Source organism: Marinicauda salina, from assembly GCF_003122085.1.
In the GTDB taxonomy this organism is placed as follows: domain Bacteria; phylum Pseudomonadota; class Alphaproteobacteria; order Caulobacterales; family Maricaulaceae; genus Maricicauda_A; species Maricicauda_A salina.
Map to the genome: position 1 here is coordinate 899,293 of NZ_QEXV01000001.1, position 25,160 is coordinate 924,452.

Sequence of the window (25,160 nt, forward strand, 5' to 3'; positions counted from 1 at the left end):
CTAATTCCCCATCTTGCCGAAGGGAAAGTCGATGCCGGGCGGCAGGCCCATGCCGCCGGTGGCTTCGGACATCACCTTCTTCTGGGCGTCCTCGGACTTGCGCTTGGCGTCGTTGAGCGCGGCCTTGACCAGGTCCTCGAGGATTTCCGGCTCCTCGGGATCGATCGCGGACTTGTCGATCGTGATGTCCTTGGCTTCGCCCTTGGCGGTCATGACGATCTTCACCAGCCCGGCGCCGGCCTCGCCGGTGACCTCGATGTCGTCGAGGCGTTCCTGGGCTTCGGAGATCTTCTTCTGCATTTCCTGGGCCTGCTTCATCAGGCCGCCGAGATCCTTCATCGGGCGTTCTCCTGTCTGGCGGGGTCGGCCTCGGCCGGCGCCGCGTCGTTTTGTTCGGGGTCCTCGACGGCGATGATCTCCGCGCCGGGAAACAGCGTCATCGCCTCGACGATCGCCGGGTCGCGGGCGGCCTGTTCGAACTGTTCGCGGCGCTCGCGCTCGCGGCGCTCGGCGATGGTCTCGCCGCCGCGGGCGTCGGCCGAGCCGTCGACGAGCCAGCGCGCGCCGGTGCTCTCCTGCAGGAAGGCCGCCAGCCGGCCGCCGAGATTGGTCGGCGCGCCGTCGCCGGCCTCGAAGACGAGCTTGCCGGCCTTCATCGAGACCGGGCGGACATAGCGCTCGACATCGAGCTTGAGATCGAGATCGCGCGCCTCGTCGATCAGCGCGACGAGCTGGTCGAGATCGGTCGGGCCGTCGGGGGCGGGCTCGGATGCGGGTTCCGGCTGCGGCGCGGCCTCGGCGCGCACGGGCGGCGGGGCGGAGGCGGCTTCGCGCGCCGGCGCGCCCTGCGCCGAGCCCTCGGCGGTCGGCTGGCCGGCCAGCACGCGGGCGGCGTCCTCGGGCGAGGGCAGGCCGGCGGCGGCCATCAGGCGGATCACCGCCATCTCCGCGGCGGCGACCGGATCGGGCGCGGCGCGCACGTCTTCGAGACCGGTGAGAGCGGTCTTCCACAGCCGCGTCAGCCCGGCGAGCGACTGGGCGTCCGCCAGCCCGCGCAGGCGCTCGACAGTCTCGGCGGCCTCGGCCAGGTCGGCCTCGTCGCCGGCGGCCTTCAGACGGCTCATGGCGTGGAGATAGTCGAGCAGGTCGCGCATCAGCACCTGCTGATCGGCGCCCGCGTCGTATTGGTCGCGCAGCTCGGAGAGCGCGTCCTTCGCCCGGCCCTCGAGCGCGGCGGCGAGCAGGTCGAGCACGCGCGAGCGGTCGGCCAGCCCGAGCATGTCGCGGACCTGGGCGGCGGTGACCGGCCCGTCGGTCTCGGCCTGGACGATCGCCTGGTCGAGCAGGGACAGCGCGTCGCGCACCGAGCCTTCGGCGGCGCGGGCGATCGAGACGAGCCCCTCGCGCTCGACCTCGGCGTTCTCCTTCTTGCAGATCTTCGCGAGATGGTCGGTCAGCACGTCGCGGTCGACGCGCTTGAGATCGAAGCGCTGGCAGCGCGACAGCACGGTCACCGGCACCTTGCGGATCTCGGTCGTCGCGAAGATGAACTTCACGTGCGGCGGCGGCTCCTCGAGCGTCTTCAGCAGCGCGTTGAACGCCGAGGCCGACAGCATGTGGACCTCGTCGATGATGTAGACCTTGTAGCGCGCGCTGACGGGCGCGTAGCGCACGCCCTCGAGGATCTCGCGGATATCGCCGACGCCGGTGCGGCTGGCCGCATCCATCTCCATCACGTCGACATGGGCGGACTTCGCGATCGCCGCGCAGTGCCGGCCCGGCGGGTCGAGATCGATTCGCGGCGCGTCGACGGCGTCGGTCTCGTAGTTGAGCGCGCGCGCGATCAGGCGCGCCGTCGTCGTCTTGCCGACCCCGCGCACGCCGGTGAGCATGTAGGCGTGGGCGATCCGACCCGCGGCGAACGCGTTGGTCAGCGTGCGCACCATCGGCTCCTGGCCGATCAGGTCGTCGAACGTCTGGGGGCGGTACTTGCGCGCGAGGACCTGGTAGGTCTCCTCGGCGGGCTCGGGCTCCATGCCGGGCAGCGCGACATCGTCGGGGCCGGGCCCCTCCGGGGCGTCATCGGCGCCGCGCGGCTCGTCGAAGCTGTCGTCCATGGATCGAGGAGAGCCCTTCCCGGCGCGTCTGGCGAATTGTCTGGGAAGACGGCGGAAGACCGGACGACGACCCGAGCCGAACTCGTTACGGCTGCTTCCTTCCGGACCTGACCGGGTTGGCGAGGGGCTCGTCCGCCGCCGGCCTTCCTTTATCCAATATCGCGTTCCGACCGGGCGAACGCAAGCCGCGGGCTGAACGCGGAGCGTCCGCGTTCAGATGTCGTCGAGCTGGCGCAGGAAATGGGCGTGCTGGTCGAGGGCGGCGATCAGGCGGGCGTCGCAGAGGTCGGCGACGAGCGCGTCGCGCCAGCCCTCGATCACGCGTTTCTGGCGGGCGAGCCAGTCGCGCGCGGCGGCCTCCGTCGAGGGCGTGTCGCAGCGCGATGAAACGCGTTGCAGGTGTTCGAAACCGGTTCCGCTGGCGCGCCCCGCGGGCGACGCATAGGGGATGACGCTGGCTTTCACGACTCGTCTCCTGAAATGCGACTAATTCGCATTTGCATACATTCGGGCGAAAGCGTCAAGCATCACGCCGACGAAAAACCCCCGCGCCGGCGGGCGCGGGGGTTCGTCTCGACGTCCGGTCGGACGGATCCGGGGTCCTAGAACCGGCGCACGTAGCTGACGCCGAATGCGTCGGTCTCGGCGTTGTCGAAGTCGTAGCGCGTGTAGTCGACGCGCACGGCGTTCGGGCCGGCGAAGGCCCACTCGCCGCCGACGCCGTAGGCGACGCCGTCTTCCTCTTCGCTCAGCGTGACGCCGCCGACGGAGGCCTCGGCCTCCCAGTAGGCGTAGCCGAGCCGGCCGAAGACCGAGAACTGCTCGTTCACCGGGAACTGCGCCTTGGCGAACGCGCCCAGCCCGTAATCGAGCGAGACGTCGCCGGTCACCGAGCCCACGGTGACGGATTCGTCGCCGAGGCCGACGAGGACTTCGCCTTCGACGCCGAGATAGGGCGTGAAGTCGTAGCCGCCGCGCAGGTTGAGCGTGTCGAGCTCGACCTCGTCGGCGTCGAGCCAGGTGTAGCCGCCGCCGACGTGGAACTGGCCGGCGTCCTGGGCGTGTGCGCCGGCCGCGGCGAGAACCGCGGCGGCGGTGGAGAGGAGGAGGGTTTTCATCGTTTCGACCTTTTCTTGCTTTCTCGTTCGACCGCTCGGAGCGGCCGTCGGGCTGTTCCCGCCCGGAAGTCCAGTTCGGGGACGGGAAACGCGCGCGCAAGCGGCATGATCCATGCTGTCTGCAGCATGCGCGCGCGCTGTGGCTGGCGGGATACGCATTGCGTCCGCGCCGCGGCGGGATTGCGGCGCGCCGGCCCAAATCCCTGACGCGGCGTCAATGCGGCGGCTACGCCGCCTCGTCGGCGCGCCACGCCACCGGCGCGAAGGCGTCGTCGAGCGGCGTCTCCGCGATGTGGTTGGCGTAGTTGGACAGCGTCTTCATGCCGACGCCGACAATGACGTCGAGCACGTTGGCCTTCGTGAAGCCGGCGTCGAGAAAGGCCTTCACGTCGGCGTCCTCGACCCAGCCGCGCTCGCGCACGACCTGGCGGGTGAAGGCCGCCAGCGCCTCCTGGCGGGAGTCGGCCAGGGGCTTGCCGGCGCGGATCGCCTCGATGGCGTCGTCGCCGAGATCGGTCTGGCCGGCGATCGCGGTGTGCGCCGAGACGCAATACTCGCAGCGGTTCTCGAAGCTGACCGTGAGCAGCACGATCTGCTGTTCGGCCGGGCTGAGATCCGTCTTCGCCATGATGGCGTTCAGCGTGGTGTAGGCTTCGAGCGCCGCCGGGCTCTCGGCCAGTTCGCCCAGCAGGTTGGGCAGGAAGCCGTAATTGGCCTTCGCCGTCTCGAGGATCGGCCGGGCGGACTCGGGCGCGGTCGTTTCGTCATGGATGCGGAATTCGGTCATGGACAGGGCTCCGTCTCGTTGCGTTGGCGGCGCAGCCGCGCCGCCCATCGGGCCGGCTCTCCGGCCGACGCGCCGTCAGGTGGGCGTCGGCCGCCGGCGACGAAAGGCGCTCGCCGTTCACACGCATTCACGGAACCGCGATGGCGATTGCGGCGCTGGCCACCCGAGGGCTCGCCGGGCTATGACGCGCCCATGCCTCTGACCTTCACCGCCTCGCCGCTCGACCACGCCGGCCTCAAGCGGACCGATCCCGACTGGATCGCCGCGCGCCGGCGCGATCCCTCCGCCCGCACCATCCTGTTCGAGAAGGGCGATCTCGCCCTCGACGCCAACGGCGATCCGCTGATCCTTCACCCGGACAACGCCGAAGAGTATGCGCTCGACGCAGTTGGCCTGGTCTTTCTCGGCGTCATCGGCGAAACGCCGTGGTTCGCCGCCGCGATCGAGCCAGACGCGCACGGCGCGCGGGCGAATTTCCGCGGCGCGGCGATGAAGGCCGAGCCGGATTTCGCCTGCCTCATCGGCCGGGCCCGGTCGATCCTCGCCTGGCGGGGCCGGCGGCGCTACTGCTCGAATTGCGCCGCGGAGAACGCCCCGGCCGAGGGCGGGCTCAAGCTCGAATGCCCGGGCTGCGGCATGGAGCATTTCCCGCGCGTCGACGCGTCCGTGATCATGCTGCCCTACGCCGGCGATCGCTGCGTCATGGGCCGGCAGGCGAACTGGCCCGAGGGCATGTTCGCCACGCTGGCCGGCTTCATGGAGCCCGGCGAGACCATCGAGGAGGCGTGCGCGCGCGAGGTGATGGAGGAGATCGGCCGGCCGGTCGTCTCCGCGCGCTACGTGGCGAGCCAGCCCTGGCCGTTTCCCTCTTCTTTGATGATCGGGCTGCTGGCCGAGATCGAGGAGGGCGAGGTCCGCCCCGACGACGATCTCGAGGATGCGCGCTGGTTCACCCGCGACGAGGCGCGCGCGCTCCATGATTCGACGATCGGGCGTTGGGCGCCGCCGAACTTCTCGATCTCGTGGCATCTGCTGCAGCGCTGGCTCGACGGCGAGACGTGAACCCCGCGACGACCTGACGCGCGCATCATGGGCGGCGTCGCGCTATGTCCGTCCCGGAGCGGAGCGGTTGCCAGTTCGCGCGGGCCGTGCCAAACACGGCCGCGATTTCGGACAAGCGCGAGAGGACGTCGTCGATGGGCGATCTTTTCTTCAACAAAGTCGCGGGGGCCGTGCTTGCGATCCTGCTGGTGATTCTGGCGCTCAGGACGCTCAGCGAAGGCCTGTTTCACGCCGAAGCGCCGGAAGAGCCGGCCTATCCGATCGATCTCGCCGCCCTGGAAGGCGGCGAGGCCGAGGAGGAGGAAGAGGAGGGCCCGCTCGATCTCGGCGCCCTGCTGGCCAGCGCCGACGTGTCGGCCGGCGAGCGCGTCGCGCGCCGCTGCGCGGCCTGCCACACCTTCGAGGAAGGCGGCGCCAACGGCACCGGCCCCAATCTCTGGGACGTCGTCGGGCGCGCCGTCGCCGGGATGGACGGCTTCAACTACTCCAACGCCATGCAGGAATACGCCGAGGGCGGCACGGAGTGGATGTTCCGGAACCTCTACGACTATCTTGAGAATCCGCGCGGCTATGTGCCCGGCACGGCGATGAGCTTCGCCGGCCTGCGCCAGCAGGAAGACCGGATCAACATGATCGCCTACCTGCACTCGCTGTCGAACGATCCCGAGCCGCTGCCCGAACCGCTTCCCGAGGAGGAGCCCGCCGAAGCCGCCGAAGCCGAAGGCGAGGCCGAATCGGAGACCGCCGACGCCGGCGAGGCGATGGAAGATGCGACCGAGGCGGCGGAGGCCGCTGCGGCCGAGGACGAGGCTGTGGGCGAAGAGGCGGCTCAAGGCGACGGCGCCGCACCGGCCGAGGCCGAGGAAGACGAAGCCGAAGCCGAAGCCGAGGGCGAGCCGACCGAATAGGCTGGACCTTCGGATCCATGAGAAAAGGGCGCGCCGGCCGGCGCGCCCTTTTTTGTTCAGCGGTTGCGTCTCCGCGTCTACTCGTCTTCCTCGGTCTCGGCGGGGACGAGCCGCAGCACCTGGCCCTCGGGCATGTCGGTGAGCACGTAGACCGCGCCGTCCGGGCCCGAGCGGACATAGCGGAAGCGCGCCTGCATGTCCTCGAGCAGCGGCTCGACCGAGATCACGCGGTCGTCGATCACCTCGAGGCGCTGCAGCTGCTGGCCGGCGAGCGCGGCGACGAACAGGTCGCCGTTCCAGTGCTCGAACGCCTCGCCGGTGTAGAAGGCCATGCCGGCCGGCGCGATCGAGGGGTTCCAGTACCAGATCGGCTGGGCCGTGCCCTCGAGTTCGCGGTTCTCGGTGATGACCGTGCCGTCGTAATTGATGCCGTAGGTGGCCTCCGGCCAGCCGTAATTGGCGCCGGCCTCGAGGATGTTGATCTCGTCGCCGCCGCGCGCGCCGTGCTCGTGGGTCCAGACCGAGCCGGTGGCGGGGTTGCGGTCGATCCCCTGCACGTTGCGATGGCCCCAGGTCCAGATCTCGTCGGCCCGTCCGTCAGGCCCGACGAAGGGATTGTCCTCGGGGATGGAGCCGTCGTCGTTGAGACGGACGACCGTTCCCAGGTGGTTCTCCGGGTTCTGCGCCTCCTCGGTATAGATCCCGCCTTCGCCGAGGGTGAGCAACAGCGTGTCGGAATCCTCGAACAGGATGCGCCCGCCGAAATGCAGCCCGCGGCGCTTGTCGAAATTGACGTGGAAGATGTCCTCGACGTTCTCGAGCGCGGTCATGTCGGCGTTGAGCCGGCCGCGGGCGAGCGCGGTGCGGTTGGCGTCCTCGGTTCCTTCCGAGTAGCTGAAATAGACCAGCCGGTTGTCGGCGAACTCCGGATGCAGCGCGACCTCCAGCAGGCCGCCCTGGTTCACCACGACGAGGTCGTCGGGCAGGCCCGCGACGGGATCCTCGCGCAGCGTTCCGTCGGCCTCGATGACGCGCAGCCGGCCGTCGCGCTCGGTCACCAGCATCCCGCCGTCGGGCAGGAAGGCCAGCGACCAGGGAAAGCCGAGGCCCTCGGCGACGGTCTCGACGGCGAACGTCGCCTGTTCGGTCTCGACGGGCTCCTGGGCGAGCGCCGGCGCCGCGGCGCAGGCCAGAGCGATGAGGGAGACGGATCCGCGAAGCATCGTGCTTCTCCATTGATGATGAACTCGGCGGTGAACATAACGCGCGACCGCGCGAATGAAACGCCGGGAGAATCGCGCAAAGCGCAGCGCGCGGGACGCGCGCGGCGAGCGAATCCGCTATGTTCACGCTGAGTTCCGCTGTCGAAGGCCCGTCCATGGACCCGTTCAATCTCGCGCTCATCGTCTTCGGCGCCGGTGGCGGCGTCGCTGCGGCCATCCTCGCCGTCATCGCCTGGCGATCAATGCGCGAGGCCGCCGGGCTGCGCGCCCGGCTGAGCGAGGCGTCCGAGACCCGCATTGCCGCGGAGGCGAAGGCCGCCCGGGCCGACGAGTTCAAGGCCGAACTCGCCGACGAGCGCGAGAAGCGCGACGCCGCCGAGCGCAGGATCGCCTCGCTGGAGGCCGCCATGCGCGAACGGGAACAGGCCGTCGCCGCAGAGCGCGACCGGCTCACTAAGCTCTCCCAGGAGATGCAGGACCGGTTCAAGGCGCTCGCCGGCGAAGCGCTGGACGCCTCGACGAAGAAGCTGCTCGAGCAGGCCCAGACCACCTTCAAGACCCAGCAGGAAAAGGCCGAGGGCGGCATGAAGGAGCTCGTCACGCCGATCCGCGAGCGGCTGGAGGAGTTCAAGACCAAGGTCGAGGCGATCGAGAAGGAGCGCACCACCCACACCAGCGCGATGGGCGAGCAGATCAAGCAGCTCAGCGAAGGCCTGGCCGCCCAGCACCGCGAGACCGCCAAGCTCGTCAACGCGCTGCAGCGCAAGTCGACCACGCGCGGCCAGTGGGGCGAGCGCACGGTGGAGAACATTCTCGAGCTGGCGGGGCTGACGAAGAACATCGACTACGAGGCCCAGCACCAGGCCCGCGACAGCGAGGGCGCGTCGCTCAGGCCCGACTTCGTCGTGCGCCTGCCGGGCAAGGGCCGGTTCGTGATCGATTCCAAGGTGGCGCTGACGGCCTATCTCGACGCCGTCGAGGCGCCGGACGAGGACACGCGCAAGGAGGCGCTGCGCCGCCACGCCTCTCAGGTGAAGACCCATGTGAAACAGCTTTCGAAGAAGGAATACGCCGCCGCCGTCGACGGCGCGATCGACTTCGTCGCCCTGTTCATTCCCGGCGAGAGCTTCTATGCCGCCGCCGTCGAGGAGGACCCCAACCTGTTCGACGAGGCGATCAAGGCCAATGTCATCATCACCACGCCGGCGACCCTGCTCGCGCTCGCCAAGGCGGTGGCCTACGGCTGGCGCCAGCAGGCGCTGGAGGACAACGCCGAGAAGATCGCCGCCATCGGCGCCGAGCTGCACGACCGCATCGGCGTGTTCGCCGGCCACATGGAGCGCGTGGGCTCCGGGCTGAAGACCGCCACGGCGAACTACAACAAGGCCGTGGGCTCGCTGGAAAGCCGCGTGCTGCCCCATACGCGCCGCATGGCCGAGCTGAACGGCCAGGCGAAAACCGTCGAGGGGCCCGCCCCGGTCGACGAGACGCCGCGCCGGCTGGCCGCCCCGGAGGCCGGGGAGGACAGCGAGGCCGCCCCCGCGCTCACCGCCGGCGAGGCGTCGGAAACTTGAACGCAACCCCGCCCGGGCTTACTTAAAAGCCATGGCCGTACGCGAAATCCTCACCGTCCCCGACCCGCGCCTGAAGCAGGTCTCCAAGCCCGTCGACAGGGTCGACGACGACTTGCGCGCGCTGATGGACGACATGGTCGAGACCATGTACGCCGCCGACGGCATCGGGCTCGCCGCGATCCAGGTCGGCGTCGACAAGCGCGTCATCGTCATGGACCTGTCCGAGGAGCGCACCGAGCCACGCTTCTTCGTCAATCCGGTGATCACGCCGCTGACGGAGGACACGCAGCCCCACCAGGAAGGCTGCCTGTCGATCCCCGACGTCTTCGACGAGGTCGAACGCCCGGAACGCTGCAAGGTCGAATATCTCGACTATGACGGCAATGCGCGCGAGGAGATCGCCGAGGACCTGTTCGCGGTGTGCATCCAGCACGAGATGGACCATCTCGAGGGGATCGTCTTCATCGACTATCTCTCGCGCCTGAAGCGCGAGCGCGCGGTGAAGAAGGTCCAGAAGCTGGTGAAGTCGCGCGCTGTCGCCGCGGAGTAGGGGCGGGCGCCGTTCAAAGAGTTTGAAACCCCGGCCGACCGCAGGGAGAGCCGGGGCCTCGTCGAGATCGGTGGCCTCAAGGTCCCTGATCGCGCCTGCGGCGCGTCCGGGAATTCAGTCGAATGTCTTCCTGCCCCCGTCCTTCGGCGCCCGATCCCTGTCCGCGAGGACGGCCCGCTCCCGTCAGCTCGCGACGCTGCCGAATCCCTCCCCTTGAGGGGAGGGTGAGGGTGGGGGTGAGGCCGCGGCGCGCGAGGCCCCCACCCCGGCCCTCCCCCGCATGCGGGGAAGGGAGAGCGCCCGGCGCCGCGAAGCCTTCCCCTCGCCCCCCGACCGCGCCTAGCATCCGTCCGGGGAAGAGGGAGAGCATCATGCGCGCCATCGCGTTCATTCCGATCATCGCGCTTTCGGCCTGCGTCGAGCCGGCCGGCGGCGACGTCTTCGACCGGCTCGCCGAGCGCTGCGGGCGGGCCTATGAGGGCGAGGTCGTCTCCGAGGACCCGCGCGACGCGGACATGGCCGGCGAACGCCTCGTCATGCACATCCGCGAGTGCTCGGCCGACGAGCTGCGCATCCCCTTCCATGTCGGCGAGAACCGCTCGCGCACCTGGGTGATAACGCGGGTGGGCGAGGGCCTCAGGCTCAAGCACGACCACCGCCACAGGGACGGCTCGGAGGACGCATTGAGCTGGTATGGCGGGGATGCGGAGGGGCCGGTCGGCCGGCGCCGCGCGGAGTTTCCCGCCGACGAGTATTCCCGCGAACTGTTCGAGCGCGAGGGAATCCCCGAGTCCGCCGAGAACGTCTGGTCGATCACCGTGACCGACGAGGCCTTCGTCTACGCCCTCGACCGCCCGGACCGGCGTTTCGAGGCCCGCTTCGACCTCACCGCGCCCGTCGACGCCCCGCCCCCGCCCTGGGGCGTGGCGCCGGTGGAGGACGCGGCGTCCGGGGAAGGCGAGGACGGTGAGGCCGAGGCGGCGTCGGATGAAGGGTAACCTCTCACCTTAACAAACAAGCCGCCTCTTCCCCGACGCAAGTCGGGGCCCAGAGAGGCCGCGCGGCCGCTTGGCCGCTGGGTCCCGGCTTTCGCCGGGAAAGAGAATGTATATGCAGCGGTGATGTCCAAACGCCTCTTCCCCGGACTTGATCCGGGGCCCAGAGAGGGCGCGCCGCGTCCCGTGGCCGCTGGATCCCGGCTTTCGCCGGGAAAGAGATGCGTGTATATTAATCGCGTCAAAGTTGTGTGCGGGTTCACCGATGCTCGATCGGCCCATACAGCCGTGCGTCTATCTCCTCGCGTCGCGACGCAACGGGACGCTCTATTGCGGCTCGACGGGTTATCTCATTCGGCGGATCTGGGAGCACCGCGAGGGCGTCGGTTCGCCGTTCACGGCGAAGTACGGCGTCACCTTGCTGGTCTGGTACGAGCTTCATGAGGAGATGGCGTCGGCCGTCCGGCGCGAACATCGCATCAAGCAGTGGAAGCGCGCCTGGAAGCTGGCGCTGATCGAGCGCGACAACCCGACCTGGCGCGACCTCTACGAGGAGCTGCTCTGACGCCTCTCATGTGACGCCTCTTCCCCGACGCAAGTCGGGGCCCAGAGAGGCCGCGCCGCGCGGTTCGCTGCTGGGTCCCGGCTTTCGCCGGGAAAGAGCGACGAGGGAGGAGCCGCGCAGCCCCTACTTCACCTTCCGCGCCTTGGCGATGTCGAGGTCGAGCGCGTCGGCGAAGGCCTTGAACACGCCGCCTTCGGGATCCGGCGCCGGACCGCGCACCAGGCCGCCGTCGACGATCAGCGTCTCGCCGGTGACGAAGCGGCCGGAATCGGCGGCGAGATAGAGCACCGCCTCGGCGATGTCGGAGACGTCGCCGGCGCGCGGCAGCGGCTGGAAGGTCTTCGCCATTTCGCGGACCTTGGGCTCGAGCGCGGCGGACTCCTCGGCGTCGAGGCCGAAGGCGCGCCCGAAGATCGGCGTGGGGATGACGCCCGGATTGACGCAATTGACGCGGATATTCTCGTGGGCGAGCCGGACCGCGGCGACCTGGCTCATCTGCACGATCGCGGCCTTGGCGATCGAGTAGAGCACGGGGCCGACATTGGCCATGACGCCCGCGACCGACGACGTCGTGACGATCGCCCCGCCGCCTTCCTCGCGCATCACCGGGACGGCGTGCTTGATCCCCAGCATGGCGGCCATGACGTGGAGATGCATCACCTTGTCGAACGTCTCGGGCGTGATCTCCTCGAAGCGGTAATCGCGCTCGGCCGCGCCGGCGTTGTTGTACAGGATGTCGAGCCGGCCGAACGTGTCGATCGCGCAGGCGATCATCGCGCGCACGTCGTCTTCCTTCGTCACGTCGGTGTGGATGAACGCCATCTCGCCCCGGTGCGAGGCCGCGAATTTCTCGCCGGCTTCCTCCTGCACATCGGCGACGACGACCTTCGCGCCCTCGGCGACGAACAGCTCGGCGGTGGCCTTGCCGATGCCGCTCGCTCCGCCTGTGATCACCGCGACCTTGCCGTCCAGACGTCCCGCCATGGCGACCTCCCTTGTTGTCCCGTCTCAGGCGATCACGGGACGGAAACGCGGGCAACGCGCAAAGCGACGCAGTTGACGGCCTACTCCGCCTTCGCCGGGGCGGCCTCGGCGCCGGCGAGAATGCCGCCGTCGACGTGGAGCTCGGTCCCGGTGACGTAGGACGATGCGTCGCTCGCCAGGTAAAGCGCGGCCTCGGCGACCTCCCCGGGGGTTCCGAAGCGGCCCATCGGCACGCCCGCCTCGATGGAGGCCATGATCGCGTCGCGCTGCGCGCCCGCGCCCAGCATGGCGTCCCACATCTCGGTCATCACCGCGGCGGGGTGGATCGAGTTGCAGCGGATCGCGTAGCCGGCCTGGGCGCAGTAGAGGGCGACCGACTTGGTGTGGTTCCTCACCGCGGCCTTGCTCGCCGCATAGGCCGCCGCGCCGGGAATGCCGACGATCCCCGAGCGCGAGGAGATGTTCACGATCGCGCCGCCCTCGGCCTTCATCAGTCCGATGGCGTATTTGCAGCCCAGCGCGACGCCGTCGGAATTGACGCGATGCACCTCGCGCCAGCTTTCAAGATCGAGATGCTCGGGATCGTGGGGGCCGGGCGTTTCGAGAAAGCCGGTGATCCCGGCGTTGTTGACCAGCGCGTCGAGCCGGCCGAATTCGCGCCCGACCCACTCGGCGGTCGCGCGCCACTGGTCCTCCTCGCGGACGTCGAGCCGGCGATGGACGGCCGGCGGGCCGAGCCCTTCGGCGACGGATTTCGCGCCGCCGGCGTCGATGTCGGTGATGATGACGGTCGCGCCGGCTTCGGCGAAACGCCGCGCGATGGCCGCGCCGATGCCGCGGGCCGCGCCGGTGACCAGCGCGGTCTTGTTCTCAAGCGATTTCATGGATGTTGGTCCTGTCTGAACGCTCCGCCCGGCGGGCGGATTTCGGCCGCGATCGGTCGCGGCGGCGGTGTCGGTTCAGAGGGACGGAATCATCGTCAGGGTCCTCGCCTCGTCGGCGGGTTGCGGAGCGGGGTTTATGACCGAGCGCGCGCGGCGGCGCAAGGCGGCGCCTAGCCGGGCTTCGCCGGCTCGTCGCCGCACCGCCCTTCGTGCAGGACGCTCACGCCCGCCGAGGCGGCGGTGCAGGCGTTGGAATAGGTCTCGCCGTCGCAGCCGCAGACCGGCCGGTACTCGCGGGTGCACACCTGCGGGCGCTCGGCGCAGACGCCGGTCTGATCGGCCGCCCCGCATTGCGCCTCCGGGGCGTAGCGGCAATAGGCGTTCGCATCGGCGCAGGTCTGACCGGCGATCCCGCCGCAGACGCCGCCGATCGGACTGGCCTGCGCGTTGGCGTCGGGCGCGGCGGGTTCGGCGCCGGGCTGCGGCGCGCAGGCGGCGAGGGCCAAGGCGAAAAGGGCGGCGAGAACACGCATCGGAGCGCTCCGGCGGTGGCCATCGGGTCGCGGCGATTGTATCAGACGCCGGTCGCTTCCGCCGCCGCCGATCGAGTTCCATGGCCCTCCGCCTCGCCTTCATGGGCACGCCCGACTTCGCCGCCGCCTCGCTGGCCGAGATCGTCGCCGCCGGCCACGAGGTCGTGTGCGTCTACACGCAGCCCCTGCGCCGGCGCGGGCGCGGCCAGGCCGAACAGAAGACGCCCGTCCACGTGCTCGCCGAGCAGTTCGGCATTCCCGTCGAGACGCCGGACAGTTTTCGCGATCCGGACGTGATCGCGGACTTCCTGGCGCTCGATCTCGATGCGGCCTGCGTCGTCGCCTACGGCCAGATCCTGCCGGAAGAGGTCCTGGAGGCGCCGCGCCTGGGCTGCCTCAACCTGCACGCCTCGCTTCTGCCGCGCTGGCGCGGCGCGGCGCCGATCCAGCGGGCGATCATGGCCGGCGACGAGATCACCGGGGTTCAGATCATGCAGATGGAGGCGGGCCTCGACACCGGCCCGATCCTGATGAGCGAGGTCGTCCCGATCGAGCCGACCGACACCGCCGCGACATTGCACGATCGGCTGATGGCCACCGGCGCGCTGCTCTGGCCGCGCACGCTCGCCGCGCTGGAACGCGGCACGCTGGAGGCCCAGCCCCAGGACGAGGACGGCGTGACCTACGCGAAGAAGATCACCCGCGAGGAGGCGCGCATCGACTGGTCTGAGCCCGCCCGCGCCGTCGCCGACCGGATCCGCGGACTGACGCCGTCTCCGGGCGCCTGGTTCGAGCTCGCGACGGAGAAGGGCCCGGTCCGCGTGAAGGTTCATTTCGCCGTCCCGGAGGCGGGAGAGGGCGATCCCGGAGAGGCGCTCGACGACGAACTCCTGATCGCCTGCGGCGAAGGCGCGGTGCGGCTCGCGCGCCTGCAGCGCGAGGGCCGCGGCGTGATGAGCGCGGAGGAGTTCCTGCGCGGGACGGCCGTCCCGGCCGGGACGGTGTTGGGTTGAGCCAGTGGCGAGGGCCCATCTTCGCGACCGCGTCGAGTGAACACTGCCGGCGAGCCTGTCATGGCCGGACTTGTTCCGGCCATCCAAGCAAGGAAGCGCTCCTTGCGCGGGACTGGATCGCCGGGACCGGCCCGGCGATGACAGGAAGCAATGTTTCTCCGTCTCGATCCGCTGAATGAGCCGGGTGACTGAACTCCCGGGCGCGCCGCAGGCGCGATCCGGGACCTTCTCGCGATGGATCGCCGCGAGGCCCCGGCTGGCTTGCGCGGCCGGGGTTTCCTCTGCATAAGCCCCCACCCGGCCCTCCCCCTGAGGGGGAGGGAGAGCTGACGGGGCGCGCCAGCGCCATTCCCTCCCCTTGAGGGGAGGGTCAGGGTGGGGTGAGGCGCGTGACCCTGGAACCAGAGCGGACCAGCAAGAGCCCATGCCCCGCTACAAGCTGACCATCGAGTATGACGGCGGGCCGTTCGTCGGCTGGCAGCGCCAGGACAACGGGCCCTCTGTGCAGGCCGCGCTCGAGACCGCCGCCGAGGCCCTCGACGAACGACCCTGCGAGGTCTACGGCGCGGGGCGCACGGACTCGGGCGTGCACGCGCTGGCCATGGTCGCCCATCTCGACCTTCAAAAGGGCCTCGCCGGCGACGTCGTGCGCGACGCGCTCAACCATCATCTCCGGCCCGACCCGATCGCGGTGCTCGCCGCCGAGCGGGTCGCCGACGATTTCCACGCCCGCTTCTCCGCGGTGAAGCGGGGCTATCTCTATCGCATCGTCGATCGCCGCCCGCCGCTGGCGCTGGATCGCGGCCGGGCCTGGCGCACGCCCAAGCGCCTCGACGTCGAGGCCATGCACGCCGCCGCCCAGGCCTGCGTCGGAACCCACGACTTCACCACCTTCCGCGACGCCCAGTGCCAGGCCGACAGCCCGGTGAAATCGCTCGACGTCATCCGCGTCGCCCGCGTCGGCGCGGAGGTCCGCGTGACCGTCGAGGCGATCAGCTTCCTGCATCGCCAGATCCGCTCGATCGTCGGCTCGCTGGTCGAGGTGGGGACGGGCAAGTGGAGCCCGGACGACTTCGCCGATGCGCTGGCCGCTGCCGACCGCACGCGCTGCGGACCGGTCGCGCCGCCCGACGGGCTCTATCTCGCCTTCGTGCGCTACCCGGACGAGCGAGCCGGCGACGAGCTTTCGGAAGCGTAACTTGCCGCCGATCGCGGCGCGGGCTTTATGGCGCCGAGCTTTCGCCGGAAGGGACCCGCCATGATCGCACGCGCTTTCGCAGCCGCCGCCATCGCACTCGCCGCCGTCGGCTGCGCCGCCGCACCCGCCGAGACCTCCGCATCGGTCCCGGCTGTCGCAAGCCGCGCCGTGGCGGAAGACCTCGCCGCCGCGCTCGAGGCCGGCTACGTCTTTCCCGACACCGGCGCGCGCTACGCCGCCCATGTCCGCAGCCGCGCCGCCGCCGGGGCCTATGACGGCGTCGTCGAGCCGGAGGCGCTGGCCTCCCTGCTGACGGAGGATCTCGGCGCGGTCGTCGTCGATCATCACCTCGTCGTTCATCCGCCGGAGGAGCCGGACGACGCCGACGGCGAGGCCGGGCCGGCGCGCACGCCCCCGCCCGTGCTCAGGCAGGTCCGGATGATCGACGGCGAGATTGGCTATCTCGATCTCGGCCTGATGGGCTGGGAGGACAGCGACATCGCCGCCGTCGACGCCGCGCTCGACGACATGACGGCCGCTTCGGCGATCATTGTCGATCTGCGCAACAATGTCGGCGGCGACCTGCCGGTGGCCGATCTGCTGTTCTCGCGCATGACCGACGAGAGCCGGCGTCTGCTCGTCATGGACCAGCGCACCGCGAGCATCGAGACCGTCGGCGATATCTTCGGCGGCGGCGAGACGGTTCGCCGCGTGGACGGGCCGGACGGGCTGACGCGTTACGAGCACTGGACCGCGCCGGCGCCGGACGCCGATCTGGTCGAGGTCCCGGTCTACCTGCTGGTCGGGCCGCGCACCGTGTCGGCGGCAGAGCATCTCGCCTTGGCGATGCGGATTTCGGGCCGCGCGACGCTGGTCGGCGAGCCGACGCGCGGCGCCAACCATTTCGGCGCCTCGCTGCCGCTCGCGGACGGCTACAGCGTTTTCGTCCCCGTCGGGCGCACCTTCGATCCCGCGACCGGAGAGGACTGGGAAGGCGACGGCGTCCAGCCGGACATTCGCGTCCCCGCCGACGCGGCGCTCGACCGCGCGCTGGCGATGATCCGCGGCGAGGACGACTGACGCCGGTCCGCCGGGCTCACCCCGCCGCTCCCGAATAGATCACCAGCCAGTCGGCTATGAGCGGGATCGCCGCCGCGGCTCCTGCCGTCACCGGGCCGACATCGAGCGCGCCGAGCGCGACGCGCCAGTGCGCGAACAGGCGCAGAAGCTGGTAGAAGCTGAGCAGGCTCGCCAGCACCGCGCCGTCGACGAGGCCGGCGGCGTTCAGCGCCCAGATCAGGACCTGCAGGTGAATGAGCGCCACGACGGTCCAGTTGTGCACGACGATCCAGGGAACGAGCGCGCGCCGGCGCCCGAGCACGAGAACGACCAGCGCGGCGACGAGCGGAAACAGCAGCCACAGCCGCGCGTATTGCAGCGCCGCCTCGCCGAGGCCCATCGTCGCCGCCTCGGGGGCGAGATCTGGGTTCGAGACGACGAAATGATTGAGTGCGGCGACCAGGAAGGCGTAGGCGGGCAGGCAGATGAGGACGGCCGCGAACGAGCGCACGAGCCCGTCCGCGCTGACGTCGAACGCGCTCCGCCAGTCCTCGCGGAAGGCCATCAGGCGGAACACGCCGCCGAGGGCGGTGCGCGCATCGTCGATCAGGGCCTTCATCCGGCGAACACCTCGAAATAGCGCTCGAGCACGCGCTGATAGACGCGCGTCAGCGCCTCGATGTCGGCGACGGCGACGCGTTCGTCGACCTGGTGCATGGTCGCGCCGACGAGGCCGAACTCGGCCACCGGCGCATAGTCCTTGATGAAGCGCGCGTCCGAGGTGCCGCCGCCGGTCGTGAGCGCCGGCTCGCGGCCGGTCTCGGCGGCGACGGCCTCCTTGAGCAGATCGGTGAACGGGCCGGGTCGCGTCAGGAAGGCCTCGCCGGTGACCCGGAGATCGAGATCGATCTCGCCCATGAAATGCGAGCGCACGGCGGCCGCCTCGTCGGCGATCCAGCGCTTGAGATCGGCGCCGGCGTGGCGGGTGTTGAAGCGGATGTTGAACTTCGCGCGCGCCCGGCCGGGAATGACGTTGTGGGCGGGATTGTCCACGTCGATCGAAGTGATCTCCAGATTGGAGTGCTGGAAGTGCGGCGCGCCCTCGTCGAGCGTGCGCGCGGTCAGCCGCGACAGCAGGTCCATGAGCGGCGGGATCGGGTTCTCCGCCTTCTCGGGATAGGCGACATGGCCCTGCCGGCCGGTCACCGTGATCACGCCGTTCAGCGAGCCGCGCCGGCCGATCTTGATGGTTTCGCCCAGCGCCGACGGGTTGGTCGGCTCGCCGACGAGGCAGTGGTCGAAGCGCTCGCCCTGCTCGGTCACCGCCGCGAGCAGCTTCTTCGTGCCATCCTCGGCGGGGCCCTCCTCGTCGCCGGTGATCAGCAGCGCGATCGAGCCCGGCGGCTCGCCGTGCGCGCCGCGATAGCGCGCCACCGCGGCGACGAAGGCCGCGATCGCGGATTTCATGTCGGCCGCGCCGCGGCCCCAGAGAACGCCGTCCTTCACGGCGGCCTCGAAGGGCGGCTCGCTCCAGGCCTCCGCGTCGCCCGGCGGGACGACATCGGTGTGGCCGGCGAAGCAGAACACCGGCGCGCGGTCGCCGAGGCGGGCGTAGAGATTGTCCACTTCGCCGAAGCGATGGCGCGCGCAGGCGAAGCCGAGCGGGGCGAGCGCGGCCTCCAGCGCGTCGAGCGCGCCGGCGTCTTCCGGCGTGACGGACGGCGCCCGGATCAGGCGCCGGGCGAGGGCGACCGGGTCGGCCGGATCGGGGCGGGACGTGTTCATGATTATGAAATACGCTAGATTCGGACCCGGAACCACGCGGGTTGGGGGAGGTTCCGTTTGAGCGAAGCGTTCTCGAGCCTGCTCGTCAATTGCGGGCTGTTCTTGCTGCTGGCCGCGATTGGCGTGGTGCTGGCCGGCGGGCGCGTCCGGCGATCCTGGCTTTCCGTCGCCTTCGGCCTGTTCATCCTCCACGACGCCGTCGCGACCGGCGGCTGGGGCTATCTCGCCCTGCCCGACCTCGCGCCCGGCCCGCATCCCTGGGCGGCGTCGATCGTCTCGACGGTCGTGCTTCTGGTCGTCGGCGCGCTCATGTTCGACGGCCGCTGGCGGCTCACCGGCGTCACGGTCATCCAGAAGGGACCGTCTCCGGTGTCGGCGCTGGTCGTGACGGTGCTGATCGCCGCTGCCTTCGCCGGCGCGGCCTGGTATCTCGTCCCCGGCCGGGTCGGCCCGGTCTCCGAGCTCGCCTACCGGGCCAGCCTTCCCGCGCTGGAGCAGGAGCTGCTCTATCGCGGCTTCCTCCTGGCCGCCCTCGACCGGGCGTTCGGCGCGCCGGTGCGGATCCGCGGCGCGGCGATGGGCTGGGGCGCGGTCGTCAGCGCGATGCTGTTCGCCGCCGATCGGGCGCTGTCGCTGTCGCCGGATCTCGTGCTCACCGCGGCGTTCGGCGCCGGCGCCTGGGTCTTCCTCGCGGGCATGCTGCTCGTGTGGCTGCGCGCGGCGTCGGGCTCCGTCCTGCTCCCGGTCCTCGTTCACAGCTGGGCGGTGGCGAGCTTCTACGCGCTCTGACGGACGGGCTCAGCGGAACCCGACTTCGACGTCGCGGCCGAAGGCCAGCCCGAGCAGGTCGCAGGCCTCGCGGAGGCGGACGACCTTCTGCTGCTTCGACAGGTTGGTGTCGGCGTACCAGCCGTCGCCGAGCGGTTCGGCGAAGCGCTGCAGGCCGGACCGGGCGTACAGCGCGTCGGGTCGGCGGGCGACGATCCGACGGTTGCGAATCCGCTTCTGCGCGAGGGCGTCGAGGAAGCCGTCATCGATCTCGGCCATCCAGGAGAGTGCTTGCTTATAAGCAGCCTTCTGATTCGGCGTCCGCGTCCGGCGATTGCCGATCCGGACGAAGAAATCCCCGGTTCGGCGCGTTCGACCGCCCCCGCGACGGGTCGGACCATTCGTCCCAGAAAGTTGATTCTTAAGCGCTCTTTTCAGGATCGAAAGCTGGTCTTCTTCCAGGCTCCGCCTGTGCGCCTCGATGAGTTTGTGCGCTTCCAGATCGAGTTCCAGCGTCGCCATGATCCCCACCCGTTAACTTCCTTTTAAGGAATGTACCGAATCGGGGTCGCCGGGTCGATGGGCTGATTCGCGGGCGCGGGCGAACGTGGCGATTCGGCCGCACCGGCGGGCGCCGCTTCCAGATCGGGTGAGGAGCGGGGCGCTTTGGCCGCCCTAATCCCTCAAGAGCGCGTTGATGCTCGTCTTGGCGCGGGTCTGGGCGTCGACCTTCTTGACGATGACGGCGCAGTAGAGCGCCGGTCCGCCCTGCGGGTCGGGCAGGGCTCCCGGCACGACGACGGCGTAGGGCGGCACCTCGCCGCGGATGATCGCGCCGGTCTCGCGGTCGACGATCTTCGTCGAGGCGCCGAGATAGACGCCCATCGAGAGCACCGCGCCCTCGCGCACGATCACCCCCTCGGCGACCTCCGAGCGGGCGCCGACGAAGACGCCGTCCTCGATGATCACCGGATTGGCCTGCAGCGGCTCGAGCACGCCGCCGATCCCGGCGCCGCCGGAGATGTGGACGTTCCGGCCGATCTGGGCGCACGAGCCGACCGTCGCCCAGGTGTCGATCATCGCGCCTTCGTCGACATAGGCGCCGATATTGACGTAGCTCGGCATCAGCACGACGCCCTTGCCGATGAAGGCCCCGCGGCGGACCGTCGCCGGCGGCACGGCGCGGAAGCCGGCCCTGGCGAAATCGGCCTCGGTCCAGCCCTCGAACTTGGTCGGGACCTTGTCCCACCACGGACCGGGCGCGGGGTCGACGCCGTTCGCGCCCGGCGCGCCGCCCATGACCCGGTTCGGGTTCAGGCGGAAGGAGAGCAGCACGGCCTTCTTCAGCCACTCGTGGACGATCCAGTCGCCGTCTTCGCCCTTCGCGGCGATGCGCGCCTCGCCAGCGTCGAGCCGGGCGAGCGCGGTCTCCACGGCGTCGCGAACCGCGCCGCCGGTTTCCGGCGAAACGGTTTCGCGATCTTCCCAGGCGGCGTCGATCGCCGCGCGCAGGCTGTCGTCGTCGGAATGCGGCGTCATGCGGGCTCGTCGGGCTCCGGTTCGGGCGCGGTGACGCGGCCGAGGAAGGTCTTCAGGCAGTCCACGGCGTAGTGGACATGGGGCGGGCGGTCGCCCGGGCCGGCCGTCTCCTCGTCGCGGTCGAGGCCGGCCGCGCGCACCAGGACCGTGGTGAAGCCCATATCGGCGGCGGTTTCAAGATTGCGCGCCGAATCCTCGAACATCGCCGCGCGCGCCGGCCGCACGGCGAGGCGCCGGGCGAAGCGGTCGAAGCTCTCGCGATGGGGCTTCGGAGTGTAGTCCGACGCCGCGATGTCGAACACGTCGTCGAACAGCCCGTTCAGGCCGAGCCGGTCGACGACGGTCTCGGCGTGCTTCAGCGAGCCGTTGGTGTAGATCAGCCGCCGGCCCTCGAGTCGGCCGATATGGCGCGCCAGCGTCGGGTCCGGCGTCAGCACGTCGTGATCGACGTCGTGGACGTAGTCGAGGAAGTCGGCGAGATCGACGTCGTGGTTCGACATCAGCCCGTTGAGCGTCGTGCCGTAGTCGCGCCAGTAGCGTTTCTGCACGGCGCGCGCGGCGTCGCGCTCGAGGTCGAGCAGGCGCATCACGTACTCGGTCATGCGCCGGTCGACCTGGCTCATCACCGCCGCGTCGGCGGGGTAGAGCGTGTTGTCGAGATCGAACACCCAGGTCTCGACATGGCCGAGATCGGGCCGGCCGTCGGTCATGCGGCGTCCTCGAAATCCTCGTCGCGCAAGCGCACCTCGATGCGGCCGTTCTCCGCGCCGGGCGCGGTTCGAAACAGCGCCTCGTCGTAGCCGCGCTCCTCGCAGTTGTCGCGGCCTTCGGCGAGAAAGCGCGCCGGCGCGATGCAGAAGCGCTCCGTCCCGCGCGAAACCGGCGTGTGCGCGCCGGGGTCGAGGCGCACCGCGTAGAAATACACGTCGTCGGCGTCGAGGCGTTCGGCGATCGGCCGCGCGCAGGCGCCCGGCTCGATATGCCACCAGCCCCGGCTCTCCCAACCTTCCGTCTCGCTGTTCGGCTGCGCGGCGGCGACGGCGAGCGGCGCGTCGGCGTCGTTGCAGACATGCAGGCCGATTTCGACATTGCGCTCGAGCGCCGCGGCGTGGAGCGCCTCGAGCAGGGCGGCGCGGTTGGCGTCGAACTCGCGGCCGGCGTCGCTCTCGAAGCGGGCGACCTGGCGCCGGGTGCGCCGGCCGGCGTAGCCGTCGATCACCTGGATGTCGTAGCCCGCCGCCTGGAGCAGGCGCTGCAGGCCGGCCTCGTCGGCGCGATCGCCGAAATCGGCGGGCTCGACCAGCAGGGCGCGCGTGCGCTCGGCTTCGCTCAGCCGGCGGAAGCCGCGCGTCTCGAGCCCCAGGGCCTCGCAGTCGGCGACGCCCTCGAAGGCGAAGTCCGCCTCGTCGACGCACACCTCGAGCGAGCCGCGCCATTCGCGCACGCCGCCGAGATAGGCCGGCGTCGAGCGGGCGTAGAGATACTGGTCGATATCGGCGTCCGGGCCCATGTCGGCGCAGCCGCCCGGCAGGATGCGGCTCCAGCCTTCCGCGGCGATGCCGCTCTCGGTGCGCCAGGCCTTGGCGGCCTCGACGACGAAGCTGGTCTCGTTGCAGACCTCCCCGGCGCGGGCGGGCGCGGTCACGAACGCAGCCGCTCCGAATGCCGCGGCGGCGGCGATCAGCAAGCGCAACATCATACTCACGGTCCCTCGTGTTCCGGCGCAGCCAGCGCGGCGAGATCGGCTCTCAGCGCGTCGAGCCCGAGGCGCTTCGCCGCCGACGTCGCCGCCACGGTCGGGAAGGCGGCGGGACGCCGGGCGATCCGCGCGGCGGTCTCCTCGACGATGCGAGCCTGCTCGCCGGGCTTGAGCTTGTCGAGCTTCGTCAGCGCGATCTGGTAAACGACCGCCGCCTTGTCGAGCTCGTCCATCACCGCCTCGTCGTTCGCCTTGATCCCCCGCCGCGCGTCGATGAGCAGCACGACGCGCTTCAGGTTCGCGCGCCCGCGGAGATAGTCCTGCGTCAGCCGCGTCCAGCGCTGCGCGACGTCCTTGGGCGCTTTCGCGAAACCGTAACCCGGCAGATCGACGAGGCGAAGCCGTCCGCCCAGCACGAAGAAGTTGAGTTCGCGCGTGCGGCCCGGATCGCCCGAGGTGCGCGCCAGCGTCTTGCGGCCGGTAAGCGCGTTGACCAGCGAGGACTTGCCGACATTGGACCGGCCGGCGAAGGCGACTTCGGGCAGGTCGCCCGGCGGCAGCCCCTCGATGGAGACCGCCCCGCGAAGGAATTCGCAGGGCTGCGCGAACAGGCGCCGGCCGGCCTCGAGGCGCGCCTGCTCGGCCGCCGCGTCGGCCTCGGCGCCGGACGCGGTCACGCCTCGTCGCCGTCGCCCGGCTTGGGCGTCGGCTTCTTGCGCGGCGCGGGCTTGCGCTTCGCGGCGGGCTTTTTCGTCGCGCCGCCGCGCTTCTTCTTGGCGGCCGGATTGGAGCGGGTCCGCGCGCCGCCGGCGGGTTTTTCGGTCGGCTCGGCTTCAGGCTCGACGGTCGTCTCCGCGGCGTCGCCGGATTCGGTCGCGGTCTCGCCCTCGTCCCCGCTCTCTGTCTGTTCAGCCGAGGCCTCCCGGGCGGTTCCCTCGATCACCGTGTCCGACGCCGGGGCGTCGGGCGCGTTCAGGCTCTGCGGCGCCGGGGCGCCGGTCAGGCGCGCGCGCAGGCGCTGAACGCGCTTGTCCAGCTCGGTCTCGGTACCGTGGCGGCGCATGATGATGTACTGCTGGACGATGGTGAGGAAGTTGTTCCACGCCCAGTAGATGACCAGCGCGGCGGGGAAGCCCGCCAGCACGATGGTGAACACCACCGGCAGGAAGGCGAAGATACGGCGCTGCATGGGGTCGGGCGGCGGCGGGTTGAGCGCCTGCTGGGCCCACATGGTGACGCCCATGATCAGCGGGAACAGGCCGATCGCCAGGACGCCGCCGATCACCGGCAGGCCGGCCGGGTCGTAGGGCAGGATCCCGAACAGGTTCCACATGCTGGTGGGGTCGGGCGCCGACATGTCGCGGATCCAGAGGAAGCCGGCGTGGCGGGCGTCCAGCGAGATGAACACCGTCTTGTAGAGCGCGAAGAAGATCGGGATCTGCGGCAGGATGGGCAGGCAGCCGGCGACGGGGTTGATCTTCTCCCGCCGGTACATGTCCATCATTTCCTGCTGCAGGCGCTGTTGATCGTCGGCGTAGCGCTCGCGCAGCTCCTGCATCTTCGGCTGGACGGCGCGCATCTTGGCCATCGAAGCGAAGGCGCGGTTGTTGAGCGGGAACAGGACCAGCTTCAGTCCGACGACCAGGATCATGATCGCGACGCCGAAATTGCCGATCCAGCCGTCAAACGCGTGCAGGATCGCGAAGAAGGGGCGGGTCAGGAACCAGAACATGCCCCAGTCGATCGCCATGGTCAGGCGCGGGATTCCGGTCTCCTGCTCGTAGCGCGACAGCAGCGTCTGGTTCTTGGCCCCGGCGAAGACATAGGCCTCGCTCTCGAGCGTCTGGCCGGGGCCGATCGTCTCGGGATCGCGGATATAGTTGGACTCGTAGACCGTGCGGCCGCCGCGCTGGAGCGTGCGGAACTGGGCGCGGATCTGCGGGCTCCCGGACGGCGCCACCGCGGCGAGCCAGTACTTGCTGGTGATGCCCGTCCAGCCGCCTTCGCCCTCGCGCTCTACGGGACCGTTGTCGGCGAGCTTCTCGAACTTGCGGTCGAACATCTCCCGGCCGGCGACCCCGATCGGGCCTTCGTGGAGAATGTAGAAGTTCGCCAGCTCGGCGGGCAGGTCCTCCTGGCGAACGAGCCCGTAGCGCGACAGCGAGACCGCCGCGCCGCCCTCGTTGGTGACCGCGTCGCGCACGGTGAAGAGGTAGTTTTCGTCGACGCTGATCGTGCGGGTGAAGACCAGATCGCCGGCGCGATGCTCGAGTACGACGGGGCTCTCCGGGGTCAGCGCATCGCCCTGGACGAGGCGCCACTCGGTGCCCGCCCCGGGCAGGCCTTCCGGCGCGCCCGAGCCGCCGGCCCAGCCGCTGACGGCGTAATGCCCGCCGGGACCGCCCGACGGATTGAGAAGCGTGACGGGCTCGCCGCTGTCGATTTCGGTGTCGTAGCGCAGCAGGCGGAGATCGTCGAAGCGCGCGCCGGTGAGCGCGATCGAGCCTTCGACGGCCGGCGTGCGGATGGCGACGCGCTCCGAGCGCGCGAGCGCGGCCTCGCGCGTCGTGAGATCGGCGCCGGACGCGGGCCCGCCGATGCCCGGCTCTTCGCGCGGCGCCGGCGCGTCGGCGCCGGGTTCGAGCGGTTGTTCGGCCTGTTCGGCGGGGGCTTCGCCTTGCTGGCGCTCGAGCGCCGGCTCGAGCACGAACACCTGCCAGAGAATGAAGATTCCGGCCGCGAGCGCGACCGCCAGGATCAGATTGCGAAATTCGCCCATGGGGGAACGGATCCTTCAGG

The 25,160-nt window shown here is 70.4% G+C and carries 27 protein-coding genes and 1 other RNA gene; 10 read left to right on the forward strand and 18 right to left on the reverse strand.

Annotated elements, in window-relative coordinates; translation table 11 throughout:
- From DDZ18_RS04075 to DDZ18_RS04100, 6 genes are all read right to left on the reverse strand, one after another.
- Positions 1-339, reverse strand: coding sequence for a YbaB/EbfC family nucleoid-associated protein (locus DDZ18_RS04075; RefSeq protein WP_109252052.1), 339 nt, complete (start codon positions 337-339; stop codon positions 1-3).
- On the reverse strand, positions 336-2,117 hold the full coding sequence (locus tag DDZ18_RS04080; protein WP_109252053.1) for a DNA polymerase III subunit gamma/tau: 1,782 nt from the start codon (positions 2,115-2,117) through the stop codon (positions 336-338). Before DDZ18_RS04080 ends, DDZ18_RS04075 begins: the two co-directional genes overlap by 4 nt.
- Positions 2,118-2,168: 51 nt before the next feature.
- Positions 2,169-2,264, reverse strand: an RNA gene (ffs, locus tag DDZ18_RS04085) — signal recognition particle sRNA small type.
- A 66-nt stretch (positions 2,265-2,330) separates the two neighbouring features.
- Positions 2,331-2,582, reverse strand: a complete 252-nt coding sequence (locus DDZ18_RS04090) for a hypothetical protein (protein WP_109252054.1) — start codon at positions 2,580-2,582, stop codon at positions 2,331-2,333.
- Positions 2,583-2,719: 137 nt separating this feature from the next.
- Positions 2,720-3,235, reverse strand: coding sequence for a porin family protein (locus tag DDZ18_RS04095; protein ID WP_109252055.1), 516 nt, complete (start codon positions 3,233-3,235; stop codon positions 2,720-2,722).
- 226 nt (positions 3,236-3,461) lie between these two features.
- Positions 3,462-4,022 carry a carboxymuconolactone decarboxylase family protein gene (locus tag DDZ18_RS04100; RefSeq protein ID WP_109252056.1) on the reverse strand — a complete coding sequence of 187 codons (561 nt, stop codon included), beginning with the start codon at positions 4,020-4,022 and terminating at the stop codon, positions 3,462-3,464.
- A gap of 192 nt (positions 4,023-4,214) precedes the next feature.
- Here DDZ18_RS04100 and nudC point away from each other — a divergent pair, with 192 nt between their 5' ends.
- Complete coding sequence (gene nudC, locus DDZ18_RS04105; protein WP_158272060.1) at positions 4,215-5,084, forward strand: NAD(+) diphosphatase; 870 nt, start codon at positions 4,215-4,217, stop codon at positions 5,082-5,084.
- 134 nt (positions 5,085-5,218) lie between these two features.
- Complete coding sequence (locus tag DDZ18_RS04110) at positions 5,219-5,992, forward strand: c-type cytochrome (protein ID WP_109252058.1); 774 nt, start codon at positions 5,219-5,221, stop codon at positions 5,990-5,992.
- 77 nt (positions 5,993-6,069) lie between these two features.
- Here the strand turns inward: DDZ18_RS04110 and DDZ18_RS04115 are convergent, their stop codons facing one another.
- Positions 6,070-7,215 carry a PQQ-dependent sugar dehydrogenase gene (locus tag DDZ18_RS04115; protein WP_109252059.1) on the reverse strand — a complete coding sequence of 382 codons (1,146 nt, stop codon included), beginning with the start codon at positions 7,213-7,215 and terminating at the stop codon, positions 6,070-6,072.
- Positions 7,216-7,334: 119 nt separating this feature from the next.
- On the opposite strand from DDZ18_RS04115, the gene rmuC reads away from it, so the two are divergent.
- From rmuC to DDZ18_RS04135, 4 genes are all read left to right on the forward strand, one after another.
- Positions 7,335-8,789, forward strand: coding sequence for a DNA recombination protein RmuC (rmuC, locus tag DDZ18_RS04120; RefSeq protein WP_233245695.1), 1,455 nt, complete (start codon positions 7,335-7,337; stop codon positions 8,787-8,789).
- Between the two features lie 31 nt (positions 8,790-8,820).
- The gene (locus tag DDZ18_RS04125) at positions 8,821-9,339 is read left to right on the forward strand and encodes a peptide deformylase (RefSeq protein ID WP_109252060.1); all 519 of its coding nucleotides are present in this window, start codon (positions 8,821-8,823) and stop codon (positions 9,337-9,339) included.
- A gap of 371 nt (positions 9,340-9,710) precedes the next feature.
- Positions 9,711-10,337, forward strand: coding sequence for a hypothetical protein (locus DDZ18_RS04130; protein ID WP_199241124.1), 627 nt, complete (start codon positions 9,711-9,713; stop codon positions 10,335-10,337).
- A 262-nt stretch (positions 10,338-10,599) separates the two neighbouring features.
- Positions 10,600-10,899, forward strand: a complete 300-nt coding sequence (locus tag DDZ18_RS04135) for a GIY-YIG nuclease family protein (RefSeq protein ID WP_109252061.1) — start codon at positions 10,600-10,602, stop codon at positions 10,897-10,899.
- 123 nt (positions 10,900-11,022) lie between these two features.
- Here DDZ18_RS04135 and DDZ18_RS04140 read toward each other — a convergent pair whose 3' ends face one another.
- The 3 genes from DDZ18_RS04140 to DDZ18_RS04150 form a co-directional block, all read right to left on the reverse strand.
- Positions 11,023-11,883, reverse strand: a complete 861-nt coding sequence (locus DDZ18_RS04140; protein WP_109252062.1) for an SDR family NAD(P)-dependent oxidoreductase — start codon at positions 11,881-11,883, stop codon at positions 11,023-11,025.
- A gap of 80 nt (positions 11,884-11,963) precedes the next feature.
- A complete protein-coding gene (locus DDZ18_RS04145) occupies positions 11,964-12,767 on the reverse strand; it encodes a glucose 1-dehydrogenase (protein ID WP_109252063.1) in 804 nt (267 codons plus the stop codon).
- A gap of 170 nt (positions 12,768-12,937) precedes the next feature.
- Positions 12,938-13,300 (reverse strand): Kazal-type serine protease inhibitor family protein, encoded by a 363-nt coding sequence (locus DDZ18_RS04150; protein ID WP_109252064.1) that lies wholly within the window; start codon positions 13,298-13,300, stop codon positions 12,938-12,940.
- 80 nt (positions 13,301-13,380) lie between these two features.
- Here DDZ18_RS04150 and fmt point away from each other — a divergent pair, with 80 nt between their 5' ends.
- The 3 genes from fmt (at position 13,381) to DDZ18_RS04165 (ending at position 16,591) form a co-directional block, all read left to right on the forward strand.
- Positions 13,381-14,313, forward strand: a complete 933-nt coding sequence (gene fmt, locus DDZ18_RS04155; protein WP_109252065.1) for a methionyl-tRNA formyltransferase — start codon at positions 13,381-13,383, stop codon at positions 14,311-14,313.
- Positions 14,314-14,737: 424 nt separating this feature from the next.
- Entirely contained in the window at positions 14,738-15,511 is a 774-nt protein-coding gene (gene truA, locus DDZ18_RS04160; protein ID WP_109252066.1) for a tRNA pseudouridine(38-40) synthase TruA, read from the forward strand.
- Positions 15,512-15,571: 60 nt separating this feature from the next.
- Positions 15,572-16,591, forward strand: a complete 1,020-nt coding sequence (locus DDZ18_RS04165) for a S41 family peptidase (RefSeq protein ID WP_158272061.1) — start codon at positions 15,572-15,574, stop codon at positions 16,589-16,591.
- A gap of 16 nt (positions 16,592-16,607) precedes the next feature.
- Here the strand turns inward: DDZ18_RS04165 and DDZ18_RS04170 are convergent, their stop codons facing one another.
- On the reverse strand, positions 16,608-17,189 hold the full coding sequence (locus tag DDZ18_RS04170) for a hypothetical protein (protein WP_109252068.1): 582 nt from the start codon (positions 17,187-17,189) through the stop codon (positions 16,608-16,610).
- On the reverse strand, positions 17,186-18,355 hold the full coding sequence (gene dapE / locus DDZ18_RS04175) for a succinyl-diaminopimelate desuccinylase (protein ID WP_109252069.1): 1,170 nt from the start codon (positions 18,353-18,355) through the stop codon (positions 17,186-17,188). The genes DDZ18_RS04170 and dapE overlap by 4 nt, the downstream gene beginning before the upstream one ends.
- 57 nt (positions 18,356-18,412) lie before the next feature.
- On the opposite strand from dapE, the gene DDZ18_RS04180 reads away from it, so the two are divergent.
- Complete coding sequence (locus DDZ18_RS04180; RefSeq protein WP_109252070.1) at positions 18,413-19,144, forward strand: CPBP family glutamic-type intramembrane protease; 732 nt, start codon at positions 18,413-18,415, stop codon at positions 19,142-19,144.
- A 9-nt stretch (positions 19,145-19,153) separates the two neighbouring features.
- On the opposite strand, the gene DDZ18_RS13675 is transcribed toward DDZ18_RS04180, so the two are convergent.
- The 6 genes from DDZ18_RS13675 to yidC all read right to left on the reverse strand — a co-directional run bounded on the left by DDZ18_RS13675 (position 19,154) and on the right by yidC (position 25,140).
- Positions 19,154-19,645 (reverse strand): hypothetical protein, encoded by a 492-nt coding sequence (locus DDZ18_RS13675; protein ID WP_146190600.1) that lies wholly within the window; start codon positions 19,643-19,645, stop codon positions 19,154-19,156.
- 153 nt (positions 19,646-19,798) lie between these two features.
- A complete protein-coding gene (gene dapD, locus DDZ18_RS04190; protein WP_109252072.1) occupies positions 19,799-20,662 on the reverse strand; it encodes a 2,3,4,5-tetrahydropyridine-2,6-dicarboxylate N-succinyltransferase in 864 nt (287 codons plus the stop codon).
- A complete protein-coding gene (locus DDZ18_RS04195; RefSeq protein WP_109252073.1) occupies positions 20,659-21,372 on the reverse strand; it encodes a pyrimidine 5'-nucleotidase in 714 nt (237 codons plus the stop codon). The genes dapD and DDZ18_RS04195 overlap by 4 nt, the downstream gene beginning before the upstream one ends.
- The gene (locus tag DDZ18_RS04200) at positions 21,369-22,361 is read right to left on the reverse strand and encodes a DUF1036 domain-containing protein (protein ID WP_109252074.1); all 993 of its coding nucleotides are present in this window, start codon (positions 22,359-22,361) and stop codon (positions 21,369-21,371) included. The genes DDZ18_RS04195 and DDZ18_RS04200 overlap by 4 nt, the downstream gene beginning before the upstream one ends.
- 2 nt (positions 22,362-22,363) lie before the next feature.
- Positions 22,364-23,038, reverse strand: coding sequence for a ribosome biogenesis GTP-binding protein YihA/YsxC (gene yihA, locus DDZ18_RS04205; RefSeq protein ID WP_109252075.1), 675 nt, complete (start codon positions 23,036-23,038; stop codon positions 22,364-22,366).
- Positions 23,035-25,140 carry a membrane protein insertase YidC gene (gene yidC, locus DDZ18_RS04210; RefSeq protein WP_109252076.1) on the reverse strand — a complete coding sequence of 702 codons (2,106 nt, stop codon included), beginning with the start codon at positions 25,138-25,140 and terminating at the stop codon, positions 23,035-23,037. Before yidC ends, yihA begins: the two co-directional genes overlap by 4 nt.
- Between the last annotated feature and the right edge of the window lie 20 nt (positions 25,141-25,160).

Bases quoted from the DNA above. Each gene is read 5' to 3' on its own strand.
- DDZ18_RS04100 (WP_109252056.1), bottom strand. From the start codon at position 4,022: ATGACCGAATTCCGCATCCATGACGAAACGACCGCGCCCGAGTCCGCC.
- DDZ18_RS04115 (WP_109252059.1), bottom strand. From the start codon at position 7,215: ATGCTTCGCGGATCCGTCTCCCTCATCGCTCTGGCCTGCGCCGCGGCG.
- DDZ18_RS04145 (WP_109252063.1), bottom strand. From the start codon at position 12,767: ATGAAATCGCTTGAGAACAAGACCGCGCTGGTCACCGGCGCGGCCCGC.
- fmt (WP_109252065.1), top strand. From the start codon at position 13,381: ATGGCCCTCCGCCTCGCCTTCATGGGCACGCCCGACTTCGCCGCCGCC.
- DDZ18_RS04200 (WP_109252074.1), bottom strand. From the start codon at position 22,361: ATGATGTTGCGCTTGCTGATCGCCGCCGCCGCGGCATTCGGAGCGGCT.
- DDZ18_RS04125 (WP_109252060.1), top strand. From the start codon at position 8,821: ATGGCCGTACGCGAAATCCTCACCGTCCCCGACCCGCGCCTGAAGCAG.
- DDZ18_RS04080 (WP_109252053.1), bottom strand. From the start codon at position 2,117: ATGGACGACAGCTTCGACGAGCCGCGCGGCGCCGATGACGCCCCGGAG.
- DDZ18_RS04095 (WP_109252055.1), bottom strand. From the start codon at position 3,235: ATGAAAACCCTCCTCCTCTCCACCGCCGCCGCGGTTCTCGCCGCGGCC.
- DDZ18_RS04135 (WP_109252061.1), top strand. From the start codon at position 10,600: ATGCTCGATCGGCCCATACAGCCGTGCGTCTATCTCCTCGCGTCGCGA.
- DDZ18_RS04110 (WP_109252058.1), top strand. From the start codon at position 5,219: ATGGGCGATCTTTTCTTCAACAAAGTCGCGGGGGCCGTGCTTGCGATC.
- truA (WP_109252066.1), top strand. From the start codon at position 14,738: ATGCCCCGCTACAAGCTGACCATCGAGTATGACGGCGGGCCGTTCGTC.
- DDZ18_RS04165 (WP_158272061.1), top strand. From the start codon at position 15,572: ATGATCGCACGCGCTTTCGCAGCCGCCGCCATCGCACTCGCCGCCGTC.
- DDZ18_RS13675 (WP_146190600.1), bottom strand. From the start codon at position 19,645: ATGGCGACGCTGGAACTCGATCTGGAAGCGCACAAACTCATCGAGGCG.
- DDZ18_RS04075 (WP_109252052.1), bottom strand. From the start codon at position 339: ATGAAGGATCTCGGCGGCCTGATGAAGCAGGCCCAGGAAATGCAGAAG.
- DDZ18_RS04140 (WP_109252062.1), bottom strand. From the start codon at position 11,883: ATGGCGGGACGTCTGGACGGCAAGGTCGCGGTGATCACAGGCGGAGCG.
- DDZ18_RS04170 (WP_109252068.1), bottom strand. From the start codon at position 17,189: ATGAAGGCCCTGATCGACGATGCGCGCACCGCCCTCGGCGGCGTGTTC.
- DDZ18_RS04150 (WP_109252064.1), bottom strand. From the start codon at position 13,300: ATGCGTGTTCTCGCCGCCCTTTTCGCCTTGGCCCTCGCCGCCTGCGCG.
- yidC (WP_109252076.1), bottom strand. From the start codon at position 25,140: ATGGGCGAATTTCGCAATCTGATCCTGGCGGTCGCGCTCGCGGCCGGA.
- dapD (WP_109252072.1), bottom strand. From the start codon at position 20,662: ATGACGCCGCATTCCGACGACGACAGCCTGCGCGCGGCGATCGACGCC.
- rmuC (WP_233245695.1), top strand. From the start codon at position 7,335: ATGTTCACGCTGAGTTCCGCTGTCGAAGGCCCGTCCATGGACCCGTTC.
- DDZ18_RS04130 (WP_199241124.1), top strand. From the start codon at position 9,711: ATGCGCGCCATCGCGTTCATTCCGATCATCGCGCTTTCGGCCTGCGTC.
- dapE (WP_109252069.1), bottom strand. From the start codon at position 18,355: ATGAACACGTCCCGCCCCGATCCGGCCGACCCGGTCGCCCTCGCCCGG.
- DDZ18_RS04195 (WP_109252073.1), bottom strand. From the start codon at position 21,372: ATGACCGACGGCCGGCCCGATCTCGGCCATGTCGAGACCTGGGTGTTC.
- nudC (WP_158272060.1), top strand. From the start codon at position 4,215: ATGCCTCTGACCTTCACCGCCTCGCCGCTCGACCACGCCGGCCTCAAG.